The sequence below is a fragment of the Bifidobacterium panos genome, assembly GCF_012932445.1.
Taxonomy (GTDB): Bacteria; Actinomycetota; Actinomycetes; order Actinomycetales; family Bifidobacteriaceae; genus Bifidobacterium; species Bifidobacterium panos.
Genome location: NZ_JAAIIJ010000024.1, coordinates 17,679 through 41,678 on the forward strand (window position 1 = coordinate 17,679; position 24,000 = coordinate 41,678).

General features: G+C 60.7%; 20 protein-coding genes and 1 tRNA gene. 14 read left to right on the top strand and 7 right to left on the bottom strand.

Translation table 11 applies throughout. The features are described 5' to 3' along the window. Nucleotides 1–10 precede the first annotated feature (10 nt). Both G1C94_RS06385 and G1C94_RS06390 read right to left on the bottom strand, forming a co-directional pair. Complete coding sequence (locus tag G1C94_RS06385; protein WP_172146653.1) at nucleotides 11–2,191, bottom strand: heavy metal translocating P-type ATPase; 2,181 nt, start codon at nucleotides 2,189–2,191, stop codon at nucleotides 11–13. Nucleotides 2,192–2,532: 341 nt separating this feature from the next. Beyond that, nucleotides 2,533–4,380, bottom strand: coding sequence for a trypsin-like peptidase domain-containing protein (locus G1C94_RS06390; protein WP_172146481.1), 1,848 nt, complete (start codon nucleotides 4,378–4,380; stop codon nucleotides 2,533–2,535). A gap of 276 nt (nucleotides 4,381–4,656) precedes the next feature. Between G1C94_RS06390 and tgt the strand changes: the two genes are divergently transcribed. The 3 genes from tgt (at nucleotide 4,657) to G1C94_RS06405 (ending at nucleotide 7,598) form a co-directional block, all read left to right on the top strand. Further along, the gene (tgt, locus tag G1C94_RS06395) at nucleotides 4,657–5,946 is read left to right on the top strand and encodes a tRNA guanosine(34) transglycosylase Tgt (protein WP_172146484.1); all 1,290 of its coding nucleotides are present in this window, start codon (nucleotides 4,657–4,659) and stop codon (nucleotides 5,944–5,946) included. Nucleotides 5,947–6,210: 264 nt separating this feature from the next. Then, the gene (locus tag G1C94_RS06400; protein WP_172146487.1) at nucleotides 6,211–7,413 is read left to right on the top strand and encodes an AAA family ATPase; all 1,203 of its coding nucleotides are present in this window, start codon (nucleotides 6,211–6,213) and stop codon (nucleotides 7,411–7,413) included. 99 nt (nucleotides 7,414–7,512) lie between these two features. Then, nucleotides 7,513–7,598, top strand: a tRNA-Leu gene (locus G1C94_RS06405). 517 nt (nucleotides 7,599–8,115) lie between these two features. Here G1C94_RS06405 and G1C94_RS06410 read toward each other — a convergent pair. Further along, the gene (locus tag G1C94_RS06410; protein WP_172146490.1) at nucleotides 8,116–8,976 is read right to left on the bottom strand and encodes an aldo/keto reductase; all 861 of its coding nucleotides are present in this window, start codon (nucleotides 8,974–8,976) and stop codon (nucleotides 8,116–8,118) included. Between the two features lie 35 nt (nucleotides 8,977–9,011). Then, entirely contained in the window at nucleotides 9,012–9,641 is a 630-nt protein-coding gene (locus tag G1C94_RS06415) for a flavodoxin (protein WP_172146492.1), read from the bottom strand. A gap of 126 nt (nucleotides 9,642–9,767) precedes the next feature. Here G1C94_RS06415 and G1C94_RS06420 point away from each other — a divergent pair, with 126 nt between their 5' ends. The 4 genes from G1C94_RS06420 to G1C94_RS06435 all read left to right on the top strand — a co-directional run bounded on the left by G1C94_RS06420 (nucleotide 9,768) and on the right by G1C94_RS06435 (nucleotide 11,844). Continuing rightward, nucleotides 9,768–10,178, top strand: coding sequence for a MerR family transcriptional regulator (locus tag G1C94_RS06420; protein ID WP_172146495.1), 411 nt, complete (start codon nucleotides 9,768–9,770; stop codon nucleotides 10,176–10,178). 243 nt (nucleotides 10,179–10,421) lie between these two features. Continuing rightward, on the top strand, nucleotides 10,422–11,444 hold the full coding sequence (locus tag G1C94_RS06425; protein WP_172146498.1) for an adenosine deaminase: 1,023 nt from the start codon (nucleotides 10,422–10,424) through the stop codon (nucleotides 11,442–11,444). A 26-nt stretch (nucleotides 11,445–11,470) separates the two neighbouring features. Continuing rightward, nucleotides 11,471–11,662, top strand: coding sequence for a DUF1778 domain-containing protein (locus tag G1C94_RS06430; RefSeq protein WP_172146501.1), 192 nt, complete (start codon nucleotides 11,471–11,473; stop codon nucleotides 11,660–11,662). A 5-nt stretch (nucleotides 11,663–11,667) separates the two neighbouring features. Continuing rightward, the gene (locus tag G1C94_RS06435) at nucleotides 11,668–11,844 is read left to right on the top strand and encodes a hypothetical protein (protein WP_172146504.1); all 177 of its coding nucleotides are present in this window, start codon (nucleotides 11,668–11,670) and stop codon (nucleotides 11,842–11,844) included. A gap of 48 nt (nucleotides 11,845–11,892) precedes the next feature. Here G1C94_RS06435 and G1C94_RS06440 read toward each other — a convergent pair whose 3' ends face one another. After that, nucleotides 11,893–12,822, bottom strand: a complete 930-nt coding sequence (locus G1C94_RS06440) for a DMT family transporter (protein ID WP_172146507.1) — start codon at nucleotides 12,820–12,822, stop codon at nucleotides 11,893–11,895. Nucleotides 12,823–12,948: 126 nt separating this feature from the next. After that, the gene (locus tag G1C94_RS06445) at nucleotides 12,949–14,040 is read right to left on the bottom strand and encodes an alpha/beta fold hydrolase (RefSeq protein WP_172146523.1); all 1,092 of its coding nucleotides are present in this window, start codon (nucleotides 14,038–14,040) and stop codon (nucleotides 12,949–12,951) included. A gap of 350 nt (nucleotides 14,041–14,390) precedes the next feature. Between G1C94_RS06445 and G1C94_RS06450 the strand changes: the two genes are divergently transcribed. From G1C94_RS06450 to pknB, 7 genes are read left to right on the top strand one after another with little or no spacing between them, the layout of a single operon-like run. Further along, nucleotides 14,391–15,092 (top strand): FhaA domain-containing protein, encoded by a 702-nt coding sequence (locus G1C94_RS06450; protein ID WP_172146655.1) that lies wholly within the window; start codon nucleotides 14,391–14,393, stop codon nucleotides 15,090–15,092. Nucleotides 15,093–15,119: 27 nt separating this feature from the next. After that, complete coding sequence (locus G1C94_RS06455) at nucleotides 15,120–15,641, top strand: FHA domain-containing protein FhaB/FipA (RefSeq protein WP_172146525.1); 522 nt, start codon at nucleotides 15,120–15,122, stop codon at nucleotides 15,639–15,641. Between the two features lie 31 nt (nucleotides 15,642–15,672). After that, complete coding sequence (locus tag G1C94_RS06460; RefSeq protein ID WP_417852152.1) at nucleotides 15,673–17,289, top strand: Stp1/IreP family PP2C-type Ser/Thr phosphatase; 1,617 nt, start codon at nucleotides 15,673–15,675, stop codon at nucleotides 17,287–17,289. Beyond that, on the top strand, nucleotides 17,286–18,707 hold the full coding sequence (locus G1C94_RS06465; RefSeq protein ID WP_172146529.1) for an FtsW/RodA/SpoVE family cell cycle protein: 1,422 nt from the start codon (nucleotides 17,286–17,288) through the stop codon (nucleotides 18,705–18,707). The genes G1C94_RS06460 and G1C94_RS06465 overlap by 4 nt, the downstream gene beginning before the upstream one ends. After that, nucleotides 18,704–20,170: a peptidoglycan D,D-transpeptidase FtsI family protein gene (locus G1C94_RS06470; protein ID WP_172146531.1), complete on the top strand. Its 1,467-nt coding sequence runs from the start codon at nucleotides 18,704–18,706 to the stop codon at nucleotides 20,168–20,170. The genes G1C94_RS06465 and G1C94_RS06470 overlap by 4 nt, the downstream gene beginning before the upstream one ends. After that, the gene (locus G1C94_RS06475; protein ID WP_172146533.1) at nucleotides 20,167–21,129 is read left to right on the top strand and encodes a serine/threonine-protein kinase; all 963 of its coding nucleotides are present in this window, start codon (nucleotides 20,167–20,169) and stop codon (nucleotides 21,127–21,129) included. Before G1C94_RS06470 ends, G1C94_RS06475 begins: the two co-directional genes overlap by 4 nt. Then, entirely contained in the window at nucleotides 21,126–23,171 is a 2,046-nt protein-coding gene (gene pknB, locus G1C94_RS06480) for a Stk1 family PASTA domain-containing Ser/Thr kinase (RefSeq protein WP_172146657.1), read from the top strand. Before G1C94_RS06475 ends, pknB begins: the two co-directional genes overlap by 4 nt. Before the next feature lie 87 nt (nucleotides 23,172–23,258). Here pknB and G1C94_RS06485 read toward each other — a convergent pair whose 3' ends face one another. Next, nucleotides 23,259–23,903: an anthranilate synthase component II gene (locus G1C94_RS06485; RefSeq protein WP_172146658.1), complete on the bottom strand. Its 645-nt coding sequence runs from the start codon at nucleotides 23,901–23,903 to the stop codon at nucleotides 23,259–23,261. Nucleotides 23,904–24,000: the final 97 nt, after the last annotated feature.

A 24,000-nucleotide genomic window follows, 5' to 3' on the forward strand; every position in this document is an offset into this window, starting at 1 on the left:
GCTCAGCTGGCTAGTCGCGGTTGAGGAGGGCGGTGAGGGCCCACAGGATGCTCACGACGTCGATGGCTTCCTGGAGGAACGCGCCGGCGACCACGGGGATGAGGTTGAACGCGGCGCACACCATGGCGATGATCGACAGCGCGAGGCCGCCGATCACGGCTTGCAGCATGATGCGCTTAGTGCGGCGGGAAATCGAGATGGCGCGCGGCACGCCGGCGATGTCGTCGTTCATGATGACGACCTGCGCCGATTCGGAGGCGGCGGTGGAGGTGCCGTCGGTGATGGCCATGCCGATGTCGGCGGCGGCCAAGACGGGCGCGTCGTTGACGCCGTCGCCCACCATCATCGTGATCGAGCGGGTCACTGATTCGCCGGTGAGGCGTTGCACCACGCGGTCCCACACCGACTGGGCGGGCGGCGCTTCGATCGAGGCGTTCTTGACGGCGGCGAGCTTGTCTTCGGGGAACAGCTCGGCGCGCACGTCGTCGATGCCGACCTCTTTGGCGATGATGTTCGCCGAGGCGGCCTTGTCGCCGGTGAGCATCGACAGATGCCCCACTCCCAACTCGCGCAGGCGGGCGAGCGAGGCCTTGGCGTTGTCGCGCGGCACGTCCTTCAGCACGACGCGCGCGGTGAGACGGCCATCGACGGAGACGAAAGTCGCCATTTCGTCGGCGGCAAGCGCGGCCTGGAACACCTCGGAGGCTTGGGCCGGCACCTGCTCGCCCTCGGTGACGAACGCATAGCGCCCCACGCGCACCTTGCGGCCATTGACTTCGCCGGCCACGCCCTTGCCTGAATCCTCATGCACGTTCTTGACCACCGGGTGCTCGATGTCGTGGCCGTCCCAGTCGGAGCCGGGCAGGTCGTGCCCGCCCGCTTCGGCGTAACGCGCGGCCAGCCGCTTGATGGCCGCGGAACCCGCCTTCGCGATGCCCTGAGCGAGAATATGCACCGAATAGGTTTCAAGCACGCCGGCGAGCAGCAGAATATGGTCTTCATCGAGCCCGTTCGCGGCATTGCCCTGCGCCTGAGCGCGCATGTCCACACGCACGACCTGCGGCTTCTTGACGGTGAGCGTGCCGGTCTTGTCGAAGAAGATATGGTTCACGCGGCCCAGCGTTTCCAACACTTCCTGCGCCTTGACCAGAATGCCGGCCTTGGCGAGACGGCCCGTGCCCGCGATATATGCCACCGGCGCGGCGATCAGCAGCGGGCAGGGCGTGGCGATCACCAGCACTTGGGCGAACCTCGCCGGCACACCCGAGATAATCCACGCGGAACCGGCGATCAGGAACGAAAGCACGGTGAACGGCACGGCCAGCAGATCCGCCACGCGCACCACGGTGGCGCGCGAGTTTTGCGCGGAGGAGACAAGCTCCAGAATGCGCTGGAATTGCGAGTCGCGGGCGAGCTGGGTGGCACGCATGGTGAGCGTGGTCGAGCCGTTGATCGCGCCGGAGAGCACGCGCACGCCGGCGAACACTTCGCGCGGCATCGGTTCGCCGTTGATGTTGCTCAGGTCAAGCGTGGCCGAGTCGGACAGCAGCTCGCCGTCCACCGGCACGGTTTCGCCGGGGAGCACCACCAGCACGTCGCCCATGCGCACCTGTTCGACCGGCACGGTGTCGAAATGGGAGCCGGAGGATTGGATGCGCTTAATCTCTTCGGGGGTGACGGGGCGGAACTCACCTTCCTTGGCGGCCGCACCTGCGCGGGCGGCGTTCGCCCCCACTCCGGGCAGATTGACCACATGCGCGGTGACGGGCGCGGCCTCCATCAGCGCGGTAAGATTGCTTTGCGCCTTGGCGTGCGCGTATTCCTCAATCGCCTCACCGGAATACACCATCAGCACAATAGCCCAGCCAGCCCAATACTCGCGCACGGCGAGCGTGGAGAGAATCGCGACAATCACCAGCACATCGACACCGACATACCCTTTGCGAATATCGTCGATCATGCCAATCAGCGCATCGATAACTGTGTAAGCCACCAGAAAAATGACGACCCACTGGCCGAGCGAGGGATTCACCGACCAGAACGGGCGGCTCCACGGGCGCACGTTCCATAGCAGGGCGATCGGAAGCGCGGCGAGAATGGTGATGGGCAGCATGGGCACGAGTTTGCACGCTGCGAAAAGTTTGGAGAACAACGACGAGATGCGTTTCAATGTAAGCTCCTTACGCTGCATCGGTGCCGGCTGGCGGAACGCGCTTGCGGCGCTCGCTGCCGGGGGTTGCAATCACGCCTTGTTAACCCATCGGCGGCATTGCTGGGGTGGTGAGTGACCCTCTGAGTGACCCTCTGAACACCCCTCTGTGTGGGGGATTCCCGCGATGCTTACCCGATACACGGCGTAAAGATTATCGATATTCAATTATTGCTTCTGTTCAGCCTACCACTATCACGCGATGCGCCCCGCGCAATCCATTGTCAGGATCGCGCGGGGCGCATGCTGGTGGTTATGTTTGGTTATGTTGTTTGGTTATGTTGGCTATGTTGCTCGGCTATTGGGGGGTATCTCGTTGCGGATTACCACATGCCGAACGGATAGCCGTTGCTGCCCGAGTTGTTGTCGTTATTGTTGTTGTTATTGCCGTTACCGTTGCTGTTGCCGTCGTTCTGCTGGCTCTTATTCGATTCGGAACGGTTGGAGCCGTTGACCTCATCTTCCTGCTTGTCGAGGGTGACGTCGAGTTCCATGGTATTGCCGTCGCGCACGATGGTGAGCTTCGCCTTGTCACCGAGCGCGGAGGCGCGCACGAAGCCGAGCAACGAAGCGACGCTGCTGACCGCATGGTCGTTGAACGCAACGATGGTGTCTCCTGCCTTCACGCCGGCCTTGCTGGCGGGGCCGTCCGAGACAACGGAGGAGACGCTCACGCCGGCGCGGGTCACGCCGTCCGCCTCAACGGTGCTGGACTTAATCGTGACGCCCAAGGCCACATGCTTGACGGAGCCGTTCTCCATAATCTCGTTGGCAACGCGCTTGACGAGGTTCGAGGGAATCGCGAAACCGATGCCGATCGAGCCGGAGGTGGACGACGAGCTGGACGAGCTGGACGTGGAGGCGATTGAGGAGTTGATGCCAATCACCTGGCCGGCCGCGTTGAAGGTCGGGCCGCCCGAGTTGCCGGGGTTGATGGCCGCATCGATCTGCACGGCGTTGGTGACGATGTTGTTCTGGTCGCTGTCCATCACCGTCACCGGGCGGTTGAGCGCGGAGACGATGCCGGTGGTGGCGGTGTCGTCATAACCCAGCGGATTGCCCACGGCCATGATGTTCTCGCCCACGGCCAGCGTGTCCGAATCGGCGAACTCGACGCCCTTGAGATCCTTAGGCGGGTCGTTGAGCTTGATCACCGCAAGATCGGTGGTGGTGTCGGTGCCGACGATCTTGGCGGAATACATCTGGCCGTTGCTCAACGTCACCTGAATCTGCGTGGCGCCCGAGATGACGTGATTGTTGGTCACGATATTGCCATCACTGTCCAGAATGGCGCCGGAACCGGAAGCGACACCGCCGCTGACCTGGGCTTGGATGGAAACGACCGACTCGGAGACCTGCTTCGCGACGGCCTGCCAGTCGGGGGCTTCGCCGGATTTCGCGGTGGCGGAGCCGGAGCCGGACTGGTTTGAACTGACGCTGCTGAGCGAGCTGGTGGTCGGCACCTTGACCGCGCCGCTGGTGATGGCCATAAACCCGATGCCGAGGCACAGCGCGGCGGAGACCAGCGCGGCGACCACGGCGATGATGACGCTGCGGACGGTGGCGGAAGATGCCCTTTGGTCTTGGCGGGCGTTGGGGTTGACGTTCGGGGTGCCCGGCTGGATCGGTTGACCCGGCTGGGTGGGCTGGCTGGACTGACCCGGCTGGAACTGCTGGCCCGCGGGCTGACCGGCACCCTGCGGCGGCACCTGACCTGCGGCATTGCCGAACTGCTGGTCGGCCTGGCCCTGCTTGGGCCTGAACGGATTGGGCACGCCGGGCATGATGTACGGGTTGCGATTTTGCGCGGGCTGATTCGGCTGGGCCTGGCCCGGCTGGGCTTGGCCCGGCTGGGTGGGCGTGGGGCCGTACGCGCCGTATTGCGGAGCCGGGCGGTATTGCGCGGTCTGCTGCTCGGGCGCGGCTTGGGTTCCGGCGGCGGGCGCGGTCGTCTCAGTCGTCTCGGTCCCGGTGTCGGCGGCCGTATCGATTACCTCGGTTGCCGCTTCGGCGGTCGTATCGCGCTGCGCGTCGCCTTCCGGCACCTGCGCGTCGCTCACCGGCGCAATCGACTCAGTGTGCTGTGCATCCTGCTCGGAGGAAACAGACTCGACATGCTGCGTGTCTTGGGGGTTATCAGGCATATTCGGGATGTTCTGCTCTTCGGCCATATACGCTCCTTCAACGTAATCGGCGAACGGTCGGCTGCTGTTCATCAGCACTTCAGGTTCCGACGCGCTTTGCTATCTAACTAACTTGCCACATAAGAGTAAAGATGCCCGCTCTGGAAGTTTCCTGAATGTTCTTTGGGAATCTGTAACGAATGCCATCACCCAATATATATTGACTTATGAAAAAACCGCGCCAGCCGCCACATACCGGGGGAAATCAGCCACCACAGCGGGGGCGCGCGGCGGAAATTCGACTGTTCGCCTAGAGTGAAGCACATGACCGATCTTCTGGAACACCCTCTGGGCGCGAGGCCGGGCAAACCCGGCGACCGCGGCGCGTTTTCGTTCGAGACCATCACCCGGCTGCCCGACGCGGCGAGCGGCTTGGGGCGAGACGGCGCGCGATATGGGCGCACCGGCATCATCCATACCCCGCACGGCGACATTCGCACCCCCGCTTTCGTGCCGGTGGGCACCCAGGCCGCAATGAAGGGCGTGCTGCCCGAGACGATGCGCGAACTCGGCGCGCAATGCCTGCTGGCGAACGCGTTCCACCTGTTCGAGCGGCCCGGCGAGAGCGTGCTCGACGCGGGCGGCGGGCTGTCCAAGTTCATGAACTGGGACGGGCCGACGTTCACCGATTCCGGCGGTTTTCAGGTGCTGTCGCTGGGCGCGGGGTTCAAGAAGACGCTGGCCATGGACGTGACCGGCAAGAAGTCGGACGACATCATCGCGGCCGGCAAGGAACGACTGGCTTGGGTGGACGAGGACGGCGTGACGTTCAAATCGCCGCTCAACGGCGACGAGCACCGCTTTTCCGCCGAAATCTCGATGGGCATTCAGCACAGGATCGGCGCGGACATCATGTTCGCGTTCGACGAACTGACTACGCTGATGAACACGCGCGGCTATCAGGAGGAGTCGGTTGAGCGCACGTTCCGTTGGGCGCGTCGCTGCGTGGCCGAGCACGAGCGGCTGACGGCCGAGCGGGTGGGCAAGCCGTATCAGGCGCTTTATGGCGTGGTGCAGGGCGCGAATTACGAGGACTTGCGCCGGCGCGCGGCTTCGCAGATTGCGTCGCTGGATTTCGACGGCGTGGGCATCGGCGGCGCGATCGAGAAGCGCATCATCGGCAACACTTGCGCGTGGATCTGCGACGCGATGCCGGAAAACCGCCCGCGCCATGTGCTCGGCATTGCGGCGGTGGACGACATTTTCGCCTGCGTGGAGAACGGCGGCGACACCTTCGACTGCGTGGCGCCGGCGCGATGCGCGCGCAATGGCGCGATTTACACGCATCGCGGGCGATACAACATCAAGCGCGCCGAAAACAAGCTCAACTTCGAGCCGCTGGAGGCCGGCTGCGGGTGCTACACCTGCACGCACTATTCGCGCGCGTATGTCGCGCATCTGCTGCGCGCCCGCGAAATCAACGGTTTCACGTTGGCGACGATTCACAACGAGTATTTCTTCGTCCATCTGCTCGATGACATCCGCGCCTCGATCGACGGCGGTTATTTCGAGCAGTTCCGCGACGAGAGCCTGGCGCATTTCTACGGCGAGTGACGGCTGCTGCCTTCACCACCTTCATCACCCTCACCAGTCGAGGCAACTGGCACAAGATTTCTCGACTACACTCACTGCGTTCACTCCGCTCGAAATGACAGTAAACGGGGTTCGCTCGAAACGACAATAACCAAAACGCCCCCACGAAACGGCAATAACCAAAACAGACCTTCGCGGTCGGGGGCCTCTACCCAAGTCTTCTGAACGTATTTTTAAAGCATTATACTTATTTTAATTATTTTAAATGCGGAAGGAACCAGCCCCATGCCCAACCCATTCAAACCGACCGCAGGACGCATACCGCCCGTCCTCGTCGGACGCGAGGAAATCATAGACGACTTCGACTACGCCATCACAGACGGCGTGGGAAGCCCCGGAAGACTTATGTTCCTCACGGGCGCCAGAGGGGTCGGCAAAACCGTCATGCTCGACGCGCTGGGCGAACGGGCGCGGCAACACGGATGGGAAGTAGTGAACGAAAGCGCCGACCACGGGTTCACCAAACGTCTCGCCGACGCGCTCACCGGCAAAGACACCACGCGCATAAGCGCCTACGAAATGCCCAGTCTCGGCGCGAACGGAACCCTCGGGAATATCGAACTCAGTCTCGGTCGCGTCGAACTCGAGCGCAAAGAGGAACGTTCCCTGACGCTCCGCCAGGCCGTCGGCGCGCGGTTGGACAAAATGAACGAAAACAAGCAAGGCATACTCATCACCTTGGATGAGGTGCAATCAGGGACAATGGACGAAATCAGGGCACTGTCCACAGCAGTCCAGCATTTGATTCGGGAGGGACGCAATATCGCGTTCGTGTTCGCCGGACTGCCGTCAGCCGTGAACGACGTACTGTCAGACAATGCGATAACGTTCTTGCAACGAGCGGAACGCCACCATCTCGGCTCCGTGCCAGCCGAAAAGGTGCTTGAGGCATTCGAGGAATCGTTCGGCGGCGAGAAAAAAGCTGGAATGGAAACCCTGATTCGACTGACCAACGCCACGCACGGATACCCTTTTATGATTCAGCTGGTCGGGTATTGGGCTTGGCGCATGTCCGAAACCAACGGCCACGGCGAGCGGGTCACGGATGAGGACGCGGTTCAAGGTATAGAAAAGGCGCGGGCGAAACTCGGCGACATGGTTCACGCGCCTGCCCTGCGGGGGCTGCCGGCTCAAGCGATCAACTATCTGCTTGCCATGTCTGTGGATGACGGTGTTTCCAATACCGGCGAGGTTGCGCGGCGCATGAATCGCTCCCCGCAGTTCGGCAACGTGTATCGCACTATGCTCATCGAAAACGATTTGATCGAACCTGTTGGATATGGCGAGGTCACGTTCAAGATGCCGTATTTGCGCGATTATTTGCGCGAACACGGCGCGTATTTGCAGATGCGGGAGAATATTAGCGAACTTGGCGGGGGCGAGGTTAGCGAGAGCAAGCCCAGCGAGGGCGAGCTTGGCGAACACTAGTGCGCGATCGTTTGTTCGGCGGTTGGGCGGATGCGCGACACGCTTGGGCGTGCTGACTTGCGCCGATTGCGGAGGTGGTGCTAAGTTGGCTGTTTGTCTGCGAGTGTGGCGGAATGGTAGACGCGCTGTCTTCAGGTGGCAGTGAGTGTATGCTCGTGGGGGTTCAAGTCCCCCCACTCGCACCAGCAATCAAAGGGCTGGAATCGTTGAAACTCCAACGATTCCAGCCCTTTTGCTTTGCTCAAAACAGCTCCAGTGGTGACAAAATGGTGACAAAATTTGGCCTATAACCCACAGACTGCTGGATCAACCGTCCTGATGTATGAGCGATGAAATGAATGCCAAGAGCCCGCGTTGCACCTAAGGGGACTGAGTCTCCGACGGCGTGGAAGCCGACTTTCAATGCAGGCAGGCTCTTGATGTATCCAGTATATCGCTTCGCGAGCACATTGCCGTGAATGCGCCCAAACAGTAGGCGTCTCTAGGCGCGTCACCATACCTAATTCCATGACCCGTATGGGTCGCGTCTTCCTACTGCGATCCGGCGGATTCAAGCCCCCCACTCGCACCAGATAACAGAGCCCCGGAACGGTTGAAAAATCAAGGTTCCGGGGTTCCTTCGCAATGTGCCGAGGATGGAAAATGTGCCAGAAAATATGCCATTTTCTATCAAACTTCGTTAAGAAACATTGAACACGTCGGCTATCGCTGCTGCCGGCGCTCTTCTAGCAGGGTCATGAACCGTTCGACCGTGGCCGGGTCCTGATGGGAGAAGAAGGCGCTGGTGGCGGTGTCCATTGCGGCAATAGCGGACATGTCCTCATCCGACAGGGCAAAATCGAAGACGTTGAAGTTCTCCGCCATGCGCTCCTTGTGCGTGGACTTGGGAATGACGATAACGCCCCTCTGAATGTGCCAGCGGAGCATGACTTGCGCGGTGGTTTTGCCATACTTCTTGCCGATTGACGCGAGGGTCTCATTGGCGAACAGGCCGTTTCGCCCCTCGCCAAACGGCGCCCACGCCTCCAAACGGATGTCATACTTATCCGCCCATTCCTTAAGCTGCGCCTGCTGATTAAAGGGATGGACCTCCATCTGGTTGACCATCGGCTTCACATCGACGAAGTTGGCAAACTCCACCATGCGGTCAGCATAATGATTGGAGATGCCGATGGCTCGGAGTTTGCCCGCACGATACAGTTCTTCCAAAGCATGCCACGCGCCGTAGGTGTCGCCGAAAGGCTGGTGCAGCAGCATCAAATCGAGATAATCCGTGCGCAACTTCTCCATGGATTCCAGCACGGATTTCTTGCACTCCTCATAACCGAAATGTTCTATCCACACTTTGGAAGTCAGGAAGATTTCCTTGCGGTCGATGCCCGATTTTTCGATAGCGGAACCGACCTGCTCCTCGTTGAAGTAGCTCTGCGCGGTGTCCAGACTGCGGTAGCCCACCTCCAGCGCGTCCAAAACGCAGCGTTCGCACTCGTCCTGCGTGACCTGATACACGCCATAGCCGAGCTGAGGCATCTTTACACCGTTGTGTAACGTTACATATTCCATAGTGAAAACTCCCTTTCGTAATTTCGCAATTCATATCAATAGCTCAGCTGATCCAGCCAGCTGGTCACATCGCTGTCGGATGCGGACGAGCGGAATCGCTGCCCACTCTGCCAATTCCCCGTGCCCGCCATTTTGGCCAGCAACTCGCCGCTTTCGCCGATGCCCGAACTGGCGGATGTGCAGAACGGGATCACGGTTTTGCCTGTGAAATCGTTTGCCGTAACGAATTCGTTGACCGGCCACGCCGCGATGCCCCACCAAATTGGGTAGCCAATAAATACCGTGTCGTATTCGTCCCAATTGTCGACGCTCGCGGACACGAGTTTGATATCCCTTTCGGATTCATTCTCGTGCTCTTTATTGACGCGACTTGTGCTTTTCGTCCAGTCCAGATCGTCGCTGCTGTACGCCTCCGCGGGTTCCAGCTTGAACAGCTCTCCGCTGGTCTTGTTTGCAATCACGCTGGCCACCGCTTCCGTGTTTCCGGAAGCCGAGAAATACGCAACCAGCGTTTTGCCTTTCTCGCTCGCATTCGGAGAAGTCTGAGATCCCGCCTGATTATTGGCTGTCATGTCACCCTCGTTTCCCGTCTGCTGGTTATTGCCACAGGCAGCCAAGCCGAACATGAGCAATAAACCCATAAATAGCGCGCATATTTTCTTCATCGGCGTGCACTCCTTTCGTCTTGAAACTTGCATTTTGGCTGTCGGCGCTGTTGCGCGGTACGATCGTATAAGCCGGTAGTAGCTACCGGTCAAATGGCTTGTTGAGATGTTGCGAGGAGGATTGCCATGTACTCCATGAAAGAGACCTGTCAGCTTACGAATATGACATACGAGAACCTGAAGTTCTATTGCAACGAAGGGCTTGTGCCCAATGTGAAGCGCGACAGCCGCAACTACCGCGTCTTCGATGAGTACGACATCAAATGGATTCAGGCGCTGACCTGCCTGAAAAAGTGCGGCATGAGCATTGCCGAGATGAAGGAATACCTGGCCTTGTGCCTGCAGGGCGAGGCTTCGATCCCGCAACGAAAGCTCATTCTGGAGGCGAAGCGACAGGCTCTGCTCAAGTCCATCGACGAGCTGCGGGAGTCGGTTGCCTTCATCGACTGGAAGCAGGGCTTTTACAACGACGTTCTGTCCGGGAAAACCGCCTATTACAGCAATCTGCTGCCAGAGCATCATCCTTCGGAAAATTGATCCAATCGGCAGGAGCTTCTTTTCTCCGAACGAACGCAACGGCGCGCCCATCGCAATCGGTTCAAACTTCCTGTGTCGAAAAATGTTGCTCTGGGTGATTTAGGAAAACGCCAGCGGCGACAGAGTGGGGCGCGAGCGACGGCACGGAGCGGGATTTCAGCACGGCTTATCGGTATACGATAGGAAGGGACAAGACCAGAAGAGGTAAGAGCGAACATACCGAATTACGAAAAGAGGGTCCCCATGTCCAGCATCAATATCACACAGGCGTTGCGCGAGCTGCCGAAAGCCGAACTCCATCTGCACATCGAAGGCACGCTGGAGCCGGAATTGGCGCTCGAACTGGCCGAACGCAACGGCGTCGAGCTGCCGTTCCGCGATTTGGCCGACTTGAAAGCGCATTACGAGTTCGCCAATCTGCAATCGTTCCTCGATTTGTATTACCAGCTGATGGCGGTGCTGCGCACGCGCGAGGACTTCACCGACCTGATGCTCGCGTATCTCAAGCATGCGCATGAGGACGGCGTGCGCCGCGCGGAGATTTTCTTCGATCCGCAGGTGCATATGAACAATGGCCTCAGCTACGACCTGGTGCTGGATGGTCTATTGGAAGGGTTGCGCATTGGCCGCGAGCGCTATGGCATCGAGGGCGGGCTGATTATGTGCTTCCTGCGTGACTTGCCGGTCGAGTCCGCCGAAGCGCTGATCGAGACCGCCGCACCGCGTGCGAGCGAACTGCTGGGCGTGGGGTTGGATTCGGCCGAGGTGGGCTATCCGCCCGAACTGTTCAAGAGTGTGTACGCGCGCGCTGCCGAGCTCGGTTTGCACTTGGTGGCCCACGCGGGCGAGGAAGGGCCGGCGGATTACGTGCTTCAGGCGTTGGATGTACTGCATGTCGAGCGCATCGATCATGGCGTGAACACGGCTGACGACCCGGCGTTGGTGGGGCGCGTGGCCGACGAGGGCATTGCGCTGACCGTGTGCCCGCTGTCGAACCGCAGGCTGCAGGTGGTGCAGGATGTGCGCGAGTTGCCGATTCGCGCGTTCATGGATGCGGGGGTCAAGGTGACAGTGAACTCCGACGATCCGGCGTATTTCGGCGGCTATATCGCGGCAAATTACGAGGCGCTGGCCGAGGCCGGCATCGCGCTGCCCATGCTGGCCGATATCGCAGCCAACTCGCTGAACGCGACTTTCGCCAGCGCGCAGGAAAAGACGGCGATGCTGGCCGCTCTCGACGATTGGCGCGGCAAGTACTTGGACTAGGAACAATACGAAAGCAAGAAGGAGCAATGGCCTACACCATCGAGGATTTCGCCCGGGAACACAACATCACTCCGGAGGAGTCCGCCGCCGTCGAGGCTCATACGCTTGAAAAGACTTGCTTGTCGGCCAAGGCGTTCGATGAGTTCAAGGACGCCTTGGATCGCCCAATGCCTGAGGCCATGCAAGAATTGCTCGCCCGGGAACCAAAGTGGAAGTAGGGATTGTGAGCAGTGCCCAGCAGGTCACGGTGAGTTTCGATTACGATGCGCATGCCCGCGCTTCGGAGGAGATGGGCTTCACGTCCGACGAGGTGATGAAAGGCGAGACGGTGATGCGTTCGCCCGAAGATGTGCGCGCGCATTTTAACGGACTGATGCGCAAGGCCCTTCAAGATGTTTGAACGCGTCGCGGCTGGATGAGTTCGATTGCGAGGTCAAGCGGGGCGCGGCTAGCGGACTAGGAAGACCATTAGGATGATGAGGGCGAAGCCGGCGAGGTCGGTGGGGGCGAAGACGACGCCGGTGAACATGACGGCGGTGATGGTGGCCATCATGGGTTCGACGGTGCCGAGCATGGTGGCGCGCATCGAGCCGATGCGCATCACGCCGGCCATGAACAGCCAGTAGGCACCAAATGTGCCGACCACCACGGTGAACACCAGCAACGCCACGCCCAGCGCGTCGAAGCTCGGCACGCCCTCCCACGGGCGCACGAACGGGCACAATGCCAATCCCGAAATCACAAACATAATGCCGTTGGCCACGAAATTGCCCCATTTGGCAATGAGCACGGCGGGCAGAATCGACAGCGCCGAAGTGGCGAGCGCGTTGGCCAAGCCCCACGCCAACCCCTGTGGCGGCATCGCGAGCGTGGTCAGGTTGCCGCCGGTGGCGATGAGCACCGTGCCGACGAACGCGAGCGCGACGCCCAATGACTCGCGTTTGCCGGGAAGTCGGCGGCCCGCCACGCACACCCAGGCGAGCACGAACAGCAGGTTCAGGCTTTGCAACACTGTGGCGGTGCCGGAGTTCGTCCAATGAATCGATTGCAGATAAGCCACCTGCCCGGTGAGCAGGCATAACAACGACGTCAGCAGGAATCGCGGCCAGGAACGCACGTCGCGCACCGCGCCGACCAGTTGCTTCGGCGTGGCGATGCCGCCCGCGAGCAGAAACAGCAGCCCGGCGAACACTTCGCGCACGCAGGCGAGCCACATGGGATCGGTGTGATAGGTGTCCATCAGCACCTTGGATACGGTGGCGTTGCATCCCCACAGCACGCCGCCGATCAACGTCAGCCCGATGCCGGCGAGCATGGCGCGCGGCTCGGCACCGAACGAGACGAGACGAGCGCCGCTCAACCCATGATTCTTCTTCATCACAGCACTTCAGTATGGCACCAATCCCCAACAGTGCGAGGGTGAACCGGCTAAGCGTCGCCATAAGATTCTTCGACTCCGCTACGCTCCGCTCAGAATGACAAATAAACAGTTGCGTGAAGGGGACTATTCGCCGCCCAGCAGAGGGGTGTCGTAGAAGGCGAGGATGCGTTCGAGATACGGCTGATACACCTCGTTGGGCATGGAGAAAATCTCGTGAGCCGATTCGTCGATGCGCACCAGCTTGGCCGTGCCGCCGCCGTCCTGCACGCGACGCACGAACAGGTTTTGCGGCTCGTTGAGCACCCAAATGTCACGCCCGGCCTGGAACAGCAGCATCGGCGTGACGATGTCGGCGCACGCGGACGGGTCGAGCACCGCGCGGCTGAGCTTGAGCGCCTGGCGCACCCACTCGAATGCGGCGCGATAGGTCTGATATTCGACGGTTTCGCAGCGCAGGCGATGGTACCAGCGTTCGCGCGCTTCGCTGGAATCCTTGTACAGGCTCATGTCGATCGGGGCATCGGGATCGAAGTCGACCTGCCCGAACACACCTTTGCGACCCAAGCCGATGCCGCAGAACACACCGGCCAGCGCACGCGCGAGCCACAGCGGCATGCCGGTTTGCGGGGCGATCATCGGCGCGGAGAGCACGGCCTTGTCGAACAGGGTGGGGTATTGCTCCAGCACGGCCGCGCCGATGCCGCCGCCCATCGAGTGACAGAACAGGTTCAACGGCTGACCATTGGCATACCGCTGGCCGACGCTTGAGGCGAACCCGGCGAAATCGGCGACATAGCGCCGCCAATCGTCAATCCACACTAGGCAGCGGCTGTCCACATCGCGCGCGGATTTGCCGTGCCCGCGATGGTCCAGCACGCACACCGAATAGCCCGCGAGCAGGAAATACCACACGAGTTCGTCGTATTTCTCCGCGAACTCGGTGAAGCCGTGGCTGATGACGATGCACCCGCGGAACGTGGCCGTGGCACCCTGTTCGCGCTCGGTGTCGAACTTGGCGGCGTCGTAGGCGAGATAGTGCAGTGTGCCGCCGATCGGCTCGAGTCCGGCCGCGCGCTCGGCCTCCGAGGGGTCGAACCGCCCCTCTTCGCGGCAGGAGGCGAGCGCGGGGCGCACTGTGTTCAGCATCGTGTCGGCATAGGTGTTTTCGTCGATCAGGCGTACGGCATCTTGCGACCGGAAGGTGCGGCTGCTCATATCACTGGATTGCATACCCACCACTGTACTTGACTGCGTTACTTGACTGCGTTCCGCGAGCGAACAAACGCAAGTCGCCTTAATATAGGTCGGATATTAGGTTAGATATAGGCCATAATATTTAGACTAGATATTTGGGTCAGATTAGGCCATATAGATACTGTTATATACAGTGTTATATATAAGTCCTTACCAACCCGCGAAAGCAAGCTCGCACAAGGCTTCCTCCCTGGTCGAAATACCCACCGAAAGGGGCATATCCCCCAATGAAGCTTTTGCAAGTATTAGTATTGTGCGTCGGCCCTGTTATGACCTCTGCGTACACTGGTCAAGGATAGAAAGGGATGACTATGAGCGTTCTCGACCGTTTTGAGAAAAGCGTGGAAGGCGCAGTGAACGGAGTATTCTCAAAACTCGGCTCCAAAGACCTGCAGCCCGTCGACCTCTCCAGCGCGCTTGAGCGTGAGATCGACAAGGAGGCCATGCCTGTGGGCCGCGACCGCACGGTTGCGCCGAACGAATACCGTTTCAAGCTGAGCACCCCGGACTTTGACCACATCGAGCAGTGGGGCAGCGAAGCCCTCGCCGACGAGCTGGCGGACAACCTCACCAACTACGCGCGCAGCCAGCATTACGCATTCGTGGGCCCTGTGGTGGTCATCTTCGAAGAGGATCTCGACTTAGGCAAGGGCAGCTTCAAGCTCACCTCCGCCTCCGTGCAGGGCAACGCCGTGCCCGTCACCACCGACGAGCAGAACGAGGACTGCCCGCTGCTGGAAATCAACGGCAATCAGTACATGCTCACCAAGGAGAAAACCGTGCTCGGCCGCGGTTCCGGCTGCGATATCGTTATCGAAGACCCGGGCATCTCCCGCAAGCACTTGGAAATCGACATCACCGGCAACGGGGTGATCGCCCGCGATCTGGGCTCCACCAACGGCACGTATGTCGAGGGTCATCAGGTGCCCGCCGCCACCTTGCTGGACGGCAATACCATTACCATCGGCCGCACTCGCATCCTTTACTGGGCCTCGTCCCAGGAACAGGAGTGACGCGCCCCGGCGCCAAGGCCTGAACTTATGACCGAACTTACGTTTGCACTGCTGAAATACGGATTCCTCATCCTGTTATGGGTATTCGTATGGCTCGCCGTGCGCTCTTTATACAAGGACATCGAGTCCTTCAGCCCGCGCCCCTCGCGTGCGCGCCGGCGCAAGAACCGCCGCGCCCTCAAGGCGGCGAGCGCTCCCGTCGCCCCTGTCATGACGGCATCGGAACCGGCACAGAGCAACCTGCCGTTTGGCGCGGGGCCGACGCTTCTGGTCATCATTGACGGGCCGCTGGCCGGATCTTCCGTGCCGCTGGGCAACGAGGCGATCACACTGGGGCGCGCCGCGTCGAACACCGTGGTGCTTGACGACGAATTCGTATCTTCCCATCATGCGCGCCTGTACCGCGACCAGGCGTCCGGCCAGTGGGTCATCGAGGATCTCGGCTCCACGAACGGCACTGTCGTGGGCGAGCAGCGCCTCGGTGCGCCCGTCATTCTGCCCGCCGGCCTGCCCGTGCGCATCGGCGCCACCACGTTCGAGCTGAGGTGATTCGATGAGCGACGACACCCAGCAGCCCAGCATGCCACCGACGACACCCTTGCCAAAGGTGCCGCCAAAAGAGCAGGCGGAAGTATCGTCGAGCCAGTTGTTCCTCTATTCGACAACCATTTCCGACGTGGGCACGGTGCGTGCGAACAATCAGGATTCGTCATTCGCGGGCGAGCATCTGGTGGCGATTTGCGACGGCATGGGCGGCCACGCCGGGGGCGATACGGCTTCGACCATCGCCATTCGCTCTCTGGCGCATATTGAACGCGACGACAACAGCGAGGATGTCTCCGCCATTGCGACGATGATGGAAACCTCCGTTCTGGCCGCGCACGATGCGATTGTGGGCAAGGCTCGCCGCGAACGCAAGCTCAGCGGCATGGGCACCACGGTGACGGCCGTCGCGCTGGTGGCGGATTATTGGGTGATCGCGCATATCGGCGATTCGCGCGCCTATCTGCTTCGTGACGGTGAGCTCACACAGATCACCCAGGATCACAGTTATGTGCAGCACCTCATCAACACCGGGCGCATCACCGAGCAGGAGGCGAAAAACCATCCCCAGCGCAATGTGGTGATGCGCGTGCTCGGCGATTTCGACATCGACCCGCACCCGGATGTCGCCATGCTCAAAGCGCATGCCGCCGACCGCTGGCTGTTGTGCTCGGACGGACTGTGCGGCGTGCTCGAAAATTCAACCATCGCCGAGGCGATGACCGCATTCGCGGATCCGAACGAGTGCGCGCAGCACTTGGTGAGCATGGCGCTGAAGGCCGGCAGCACCGACAATGTCACGGCGGTGATCGCCGACGCCACGCTGGCTCTTGACGCGCGCGCCTTCGACTTGCCCCATCAGACGCCGCTCGTTGGCGGCGCGGCGAGCAACAGCCTCGAGCCCATCGCGGATATCATCAACGAACCGGTTTCCACCGCACCGCCACTGCGCAACAACGGCTCGCCCGCCCAACGCGCGGCGGCGCTGACCCAAACCACAAATTCCTCAAGCGAAGACGACAAGGCCCCCAAGGTCGTCCAGCCCTCCGCCTCGCGCGACGAAGCCGACGAACTCGCCACGCCGGACACCGGCGAAATCCCGGTGGTGCAGAAAACCGACGGCAACATTTCCTCCGACCCCAACGACCCGGAGGTGGCCGAGGTAATCGAGCAGAAGCAGGAGGCGAAACGCAAATCGGCCAGCAAGCGCCAGCATCGCCTTCGCACGGCCGTCATCATTGCGATCCTGACCGTGCTGCTGATTGGCGCAGGGGCGGGGTACGGCGCGTATCGCTGGAGCCAAAAGCAATACTATGTGGGCGAATCCGGCGGCAAAGTGGCGATTTACCAAGGTGTGCCCACGAATATCTTCGGTTTGCGGCTCTCGCACGAAATCGAGCACACATCCATCAGCACCTCGGATTTGCCGCAGAATTGGCGCGACGAGCTGCATCAGGGCATCGTCCGCGACAGTTTGGACGAGGCGCGCTCGCATGTGCAGCTCATTCGCAAGGAACTCAAATCGTTGGAGCAGTCCAGCAAGACCTCGGGCACTGCCGCGGAGAGCGGCTCTTCCAAGACGGAAACGTCTGGCTCGACATCTAGTTCGGAGTCCAACTCGTCAGACACCAAACAGAACGGAGGGCAACAATGATCGCCCTACGTTTGCGCCAACTGTCTCTGCTGCTGTTCTCCTTCTTGATTTGCGGCATCGTCTTCTTCCAAATGTTCAGGCGCACCACCGGCAAAATCCCCACGCAATACCTCTCCCTGCTGGTGCTGGCGGCCTCGCTGTCGCTGGTGTTCTGGGCTCTGGCCGCGCATTTCCTGCCCTATGCCAGCCAAGTGATCCAAGCGTGCGTGGTGCTGCTCACCGGCATCGGCACCGCGATGATCGCCCGCATCGACTATGAAAACGACACGTCGGTGGCCTTGCGCCAACTGGTGTTCGTGTGCATAGCCATCGTGCTGTGCTGCGTATTGATCGTCACATTGCGCGATTACCGCCTGTTGCGCCGCTTCTCCTATGTGAGCATGGTGGTGGGTTTGGCGTTGCTGCTCTCCCCCATGGTGCCGGGCTTGGGCGTGGAGGAAAACGGTTCGCCCATCTGGATCAGGGTTCCCGGCGGCACCGTGCAGCCGAGCGAGTTCGCCAAGCTGTTTCTCGCGTTCTTTTTCGCGGCATATCTGTTCGATCACCGCGACCAGCTGGCTGTCGGCGGCAAGAAAGTGCTGAAACTGCAACTGCCGCGCGTCAAGGATCTGGGACCGATCATCATCGTCTGGTTCGCTTCGATGGGCGTGCTGGTCATACAGCATGACTTGGGAACCTCGCTGATGTTCTTCGCCATGTTCGTCGCCATGCTGTATGTGGCCACCGGTCGCGTCAGTTGGATCATCATCGGCTTCCTGGCTTTCGCCGTGGGCGCGGTACTCGCCTCGATGATTTTCAGCCATGTCGGCGCGCGCGTTGAGGCCTGGCTGCATCCGTTCGACCAGACGCTGTATGACCGGCAATACGGCGGTTCCTATCAAATCGTCACCGGCCTGTTCGGGCTCGCTTCGGGCGGCCTGTTCGGCACCGGCCTCGGCCAAGGCCACCCGAACCTGACCCCTTACGCCAATTCCGATTACATCTACGCCTCCATCGGCGAGGAACTTGGCCTTATGGGCTGCTTCGGCGTGCTGCTGCTGTATATCATCATCATTGCCTCCGGCTTTATCACCGCCATGAAGATCAAGGACGGGTTCGGCAAACTGCTCGCTTCCGGGCTGGTGTTCACCATGGCGTTCCAGGTGTTCACCGTGGTGGGAGGCATCACGCTGGTGATTCCGCTCACCGGCCTGACCCTGCCGTTCATGGCCGCCGGCGGCTCTTCGCTGATCGCCAACTATCTGCTGGCCACGCTGCTGATCATCATCTCGAACGCGGCGAATAAGCCCGTGCCGGAAACCGTTTCCGACACGTTCCAGCATGAAGCGCTTGCGGTATTGCGCGATCACGAACTCAAGGAACGCGAGGCGGAACGCGCCGCCAGCACCGCTCGTGCGGTGAAGGGAGGCGCCCAATGAACAAGATGTTGCGCCAACTGTTCACCGCGGTGATCGTATTGTTCGCCATTCTGGGGATGTCCACCTCGATCATCACGGCCATTTGCGCTAACGCCCTGAACAACGACACCCGCAATTCGCGCGCGCTGTATCACGAACTGGGTGCCCAGCGCGGTTCCATTCTCGCCTCCGACGGCACCGTGCTGGCCAGCTCCGTGCCCAGCAACGACGCCTTCAATTACCAGCGCACGTACGCCGACGGCGCGCTGTATGCGCCCGTCACCGGCTATTTCTCAATCAGCCAGCGAGCCGACCGCGGCATCGAATCCTCATATAACTCGCTGCTTTCGGGCGAATCGGAGTCGCTATTCTGGCAACGCCTCAAATCGATCGCATCGGGGAGCGAAAACAAGGGCGCGACCATCGAGACGTCAATCAAGCCATCGTTGCAGTCCGCGGCCTATCAGGCGTTGGGTTCCCGATCCGGCGCGGTGGTGGCCATCGAGGTGAAGACGGGGCGCATCCTCGCCATGGTGTCCACACCAAGCTACGATCCGAACGAATTGGCGACGCACGACAGCAAAACGCTGGAACAGACCTATACGAATCTGGTCGAGGCCAACCCGAGCCCGTTGCTCAGCAACGCCACCAGCCAGCTGTTCCCGCCCGGATCCACGTTCAAAACCGTGGTGGCCGCCGCCGCCCTCGAAACAGGGAAATACCAGCTCGACAGCCAGATTCCTGCCGGAGCGAGCTACACTCTGCCCGGCACAAGCACGCAACTGACCAACTCGTCGTGGCAAGCGAACGGCTCCAATGGCACCATCAGCTTCGAGGACGCGATCGCCTATTCGTCCAACACGGCGTTCGCCCAACTGGGCGTGAGCCTCGGCCAGGACGCGATTGCGCAACAGGCCACCAAACTCGGCTTCGGCAGCTCGATCACCATCGACAGCTCCAATTCGTCGGGAACGCCGATGAAGGCCACCGCCTCGCGCTTCCCCACCTCAATGAGCGACGACAAGCTCGCCCTGGCCTCCATCGGTCAAGGAGATGTGGTCGAAACGCCGTTGCAGAACGCGATGATCGCCGCAGCCATCGCCAATGACGGACAGCTGATGCACCCCACGCTGGTCGATCGCGTGCGGGCCAGCGATTTGTCTGTGCTGAGCGAAACCAAGTCTTCGGTGATGAGCACCGCGTTCAGCGCCGACACGGCCAACACGCTCACCGAGATGATGAAGGCCGTCGTCACCAAGAGCTCGCCTTCTCTCGCGCCCAACGGCATCAGCGTGGCCGCGAAGACGGGCACCGCGCAAATTGGCATGAACAACGATGCCATCGATGGCTGGGTGATGGGTTTCGCCCCGGCCGATGACCCGCAAATCGCCGTGTCGGTGTTGGTACACAACATCACCGATTATGGAATTACAGCTGCGGGCCCGATTTTCAGTTCCGTGATTGAGGAGGCGCTCAAGCAATGAAACTTGTTGAAGGACGACTCATTCATGGCCGCTATCGCCTCGATTCGCGACTGGCGCAAGGCGGCATGGGCGAAGTGTGGAAAGGCTGGGATATTCAGCTGAACCGGCCGGTGGCGATCAAGGCGTTGCGTTCCGACCTCACCAACGCCGAAGCCAAGTTGCGTCGGCTTCGCGCCGAAGCACACAATTCCGCGAACCTCGCGCACCCGAATATCGCAGCGTTGTTCGAGTATTACGAACACGACGGCATCGGCTTTTTGATTATGGAATATGTGCCGTCGAAATCGTTGGCCGATTTGTTCCACGAGCAGCAGGGTGGCATGGAACCCCTCAAGCTGCTGCCGATTCTCATCCAAACCGCGCGCGGCCTGTTCGTGGCGCACAGCCACGGCGTCATCCACCGCGACGTCAAGCCCGCGAACATCATGGTGTCCGACAATAACGACGTGAAAATCACCGATTTCGGCGTGAGCTATTCGACCGATCAGGAACAGATCACCCAAGACGGCATGGTGGTGGGCACCGCGCAATACATCTCCCCCGAGCAGGCGCAGGGCCAGCAGGCCACGCCCCAATCCGACATCTATTCGCTGGGGGTCGTCGCCTATGAGGGGCTTGCCGGGCACCGCCCGTTCACCGGCGCCACGCCTGTGGACATTGCCGCCGCGCACGTCAACGATTTCGTGCCGCCGCTGCCGGATTCGGTGGACGTGCAGTTGCGTGAATTCGTCATGTCGATGCTCGCCAAGGATCCGCTCGACCGCCCAAGCGACGCCTTGGTGGTCTCCCGCACACTCGCTCGCATCGAACGGCGTTTGCTCGATGAGCAGACCGAACTGAATGCTTCCACCACCACCATCTCGGGCACCCGCCTGCCACGCAGAATCGCGAGCGCCCCCCACCTTCCGCCCGTCGCGCGAAACGTCGCCGACTCGCAGACCTATCAGAAGGAGCAATAATGAGCAACATGCCCTCTTCTTTGGCTAATGGCCGCTATCAGATCGGTCAGCTTATCGGACGCGGCGGCATGGCGGAAGTGCATGTGGCGCTCGACACCAGACTGGGGCGCACCGTCGCAGTCAAGATCATGCGTGCCGATTTGGCCAATGATGCGATCTTCCTGACCCGCTTCCGCCGCGAAGCACATTCGGTGGCGCAGATGAACAACCCGAACATCGTGAATATCTACGATTCGGGCGAGGAGACGGTGACCGACGAAGCGGGCCGCACCGAGCGCCTGCCCTATCTGGTCATGGAATACGTCAAGGGACAGACCCTGCGCGACATCATTCGCGCCACCGGGCCGCTGTCGCAGCGTGACGCGGCGCAGGTGATGCTGGGGATGCTCAGCGCCTTGGAATATTCGCACCGCATGGGCGTGATCCACCGTGACATCAAGCCCGGAAACATCATGATTTCCGATCAGGGCGCGGTCAAGGTGATGGATTTCGGCATCGCGCGTGCGCTCGACGATTCCGCGGCGACCATGACCCAATCGCAGGGCGTGGTGGGCACCGCGCAATACCTGAGCCCCGAGCAGGCGCGCGGCGAAACCGTGGACATGCGTTCCGACCTGTATTCCGCCGGTTGCGTGCTCTATGAGATGCTCACCGGCAAGCCGCCGTTCACCGGCGATTCCGCGGTGGCCATCGCCTATCAGCATGTCTCCGAAGTGGCCACCCCGCCTTCCACCGTGGTGCCGGGATTGCCGTCGATGTGGGATTCCGTTTGCGCGAAGGCCATGGCCAAAGACAGGCAGAACCGTTATGCCACGGCCAGCGAGTTCAAGAAGGACGTTCTGACCATCATGAACGGCGGCGAGCCGGTGGCGGCCGCGTTCAACCCGCTGACCGATCTGGCCAATATGAAGGCGCGCAAGCAGGCGGAGCAGGACGCCGCCACTGTCGCGTTGGACCACGGCGAAGTCACCCAGGCGTTCAATCCGATCACCGGCCAGTTCCAGCAGCAACAAGCGGCGGCGAACACGCGCGCCGAGCAGCGTGCGACCGCGGCGAAAGCCAAGCGCAAGAAGCAGATCATCATCACTTCGATCATCAGCTCCCTTGTGCTCATCGGCTTGCTTGTCGGGTTGCTGTTCATGATGAACAACAACAATAAACAGCAGCAGGAGGAGCAAACCGTCAGCGTGCCGACGATCACCACTTCGATGACCAAAGACATGGCTCGTTCGAAGATCGAAGCGGCGGGCTTGGTCTTCGAAGAGATGACGGACACCGATTCCACCGAAGCGGAAGGCACTTTCACCAAGCAAAGCCCCGACGGCGACACGAAGGTGAACAAGGGCTCCACCGTCAAGGTATGGTTCTCCGCAGGCCCGCAAAGCAAGCAGGTTCCCGACACCAAGGGCATGTCCCAAAGTGACGCCCGCGAGAAACTGACGCAATCCGGCTTCAATGTGCAGGTCAGCGTGCAAACCGAAGACAGCATCGACATCGACAAAGACAAGGTGACCCGCACGGATCCGGCCGCAGGCACCTCACAGCCGAAGGGCACGTCGATTATGATGTATGTTTCGTCGGGCATGACCAAGGTTCCCGATGGGCTGGTGGGCCAGACGAAGGATGCCGCGGTGAAGACCCTGCAGGACATCCAGTTCAGCGTCACCGTCGAAGAGGCGTATTCCGATTCCGTCGAGACGGGGATGGTGATCAGCGTGAACCCCGGTTCCAACACCTCGGTGGCTCAGCGCTCGTCGGTGACGCTCATCATCTCCAAGGGCAAGGAGCAGGTGACCGTGCCGGATGTCGTCAGCTATGGATACACCTATGGCCAAGCCAAGGATATTCTGGAAAAGTATGGCTTCACCGTCAAGCAAAACGGTTCCACGAGTTCCGGTGACAAAGTCATCGACCAGACTCCTGAAAATGGCGACGAAGCCGACAAGGGTTCCACCGTCACCCTCACCACCACGCCCTCGTCGAGTTCGAACTCAAGTTCAAGTTCGAATTCGAGCTCGAGTTCCACCAACAAAACCCCTTGATGGAGTGCGGCGGTTGGCCGCGGGTTGATTTAGTTAGTTGGCTGATTGGCCGTTGATTAGCCGACTAGCTGCTTACAGCTGACTTGCTTACCGGCTGACTTTGGGCTTCAGTCCGGCGGCGTTTGCCACGGCGCTGGACTGGCCGCACACTGCAAGCCAGTTGGCGAGCAGACGGTAGCCATCTTGAGTCATCACCGATTCGGGATGGAACTGCACGGCGTACATCGGCTTGCCCTTGACGCGAATCCCCTGCACAATGTGGTCGCCTTGCGTCCAAGCGGTCACTTCGAGCGCGTCGGGCACCGAAGCCGGCTCGACGGCGAGCGAGTGATAGCGCGTGGCCGTCATCGGGTTGGCCACGCCGTCGAAGATCTCGTCATCGACGTGTTCAACCAGGCTGGTTTTGCCGTGCATAATCGTGGGAGCGTGGCCGACGGTGCAGCCATAGACCTCCGCGAGCGCCTGCAGCCCCAGGCACACGCCGAACATCGGCTTGCCCTGCTTGGCGCACAGGCGAATCATGTCCTCGGACGCGCCGGAATCGCATGGCGCCCCCGGCCCCGGGCTGATCAGCACGCCGTCATAGCGCTCGGTCACCGTTTCATCGGTCGGGTCGATGGCGTCGTTGCGCACCACGTCCACGCTGGCACCGAGCGTCTTGAGATAACCCACGATGGTATAGACGAACGAATCGTAATTATCAATCACCAGAATATGGGCAGAATCGCTCACCATGGCTCCTTTGGTCTGTTTTGGTCTGTCTGTCTATCTAATCAATCTATCTATCTAAATCGAACTATCGAACTATCGATCTATCGTTCCGTTACTC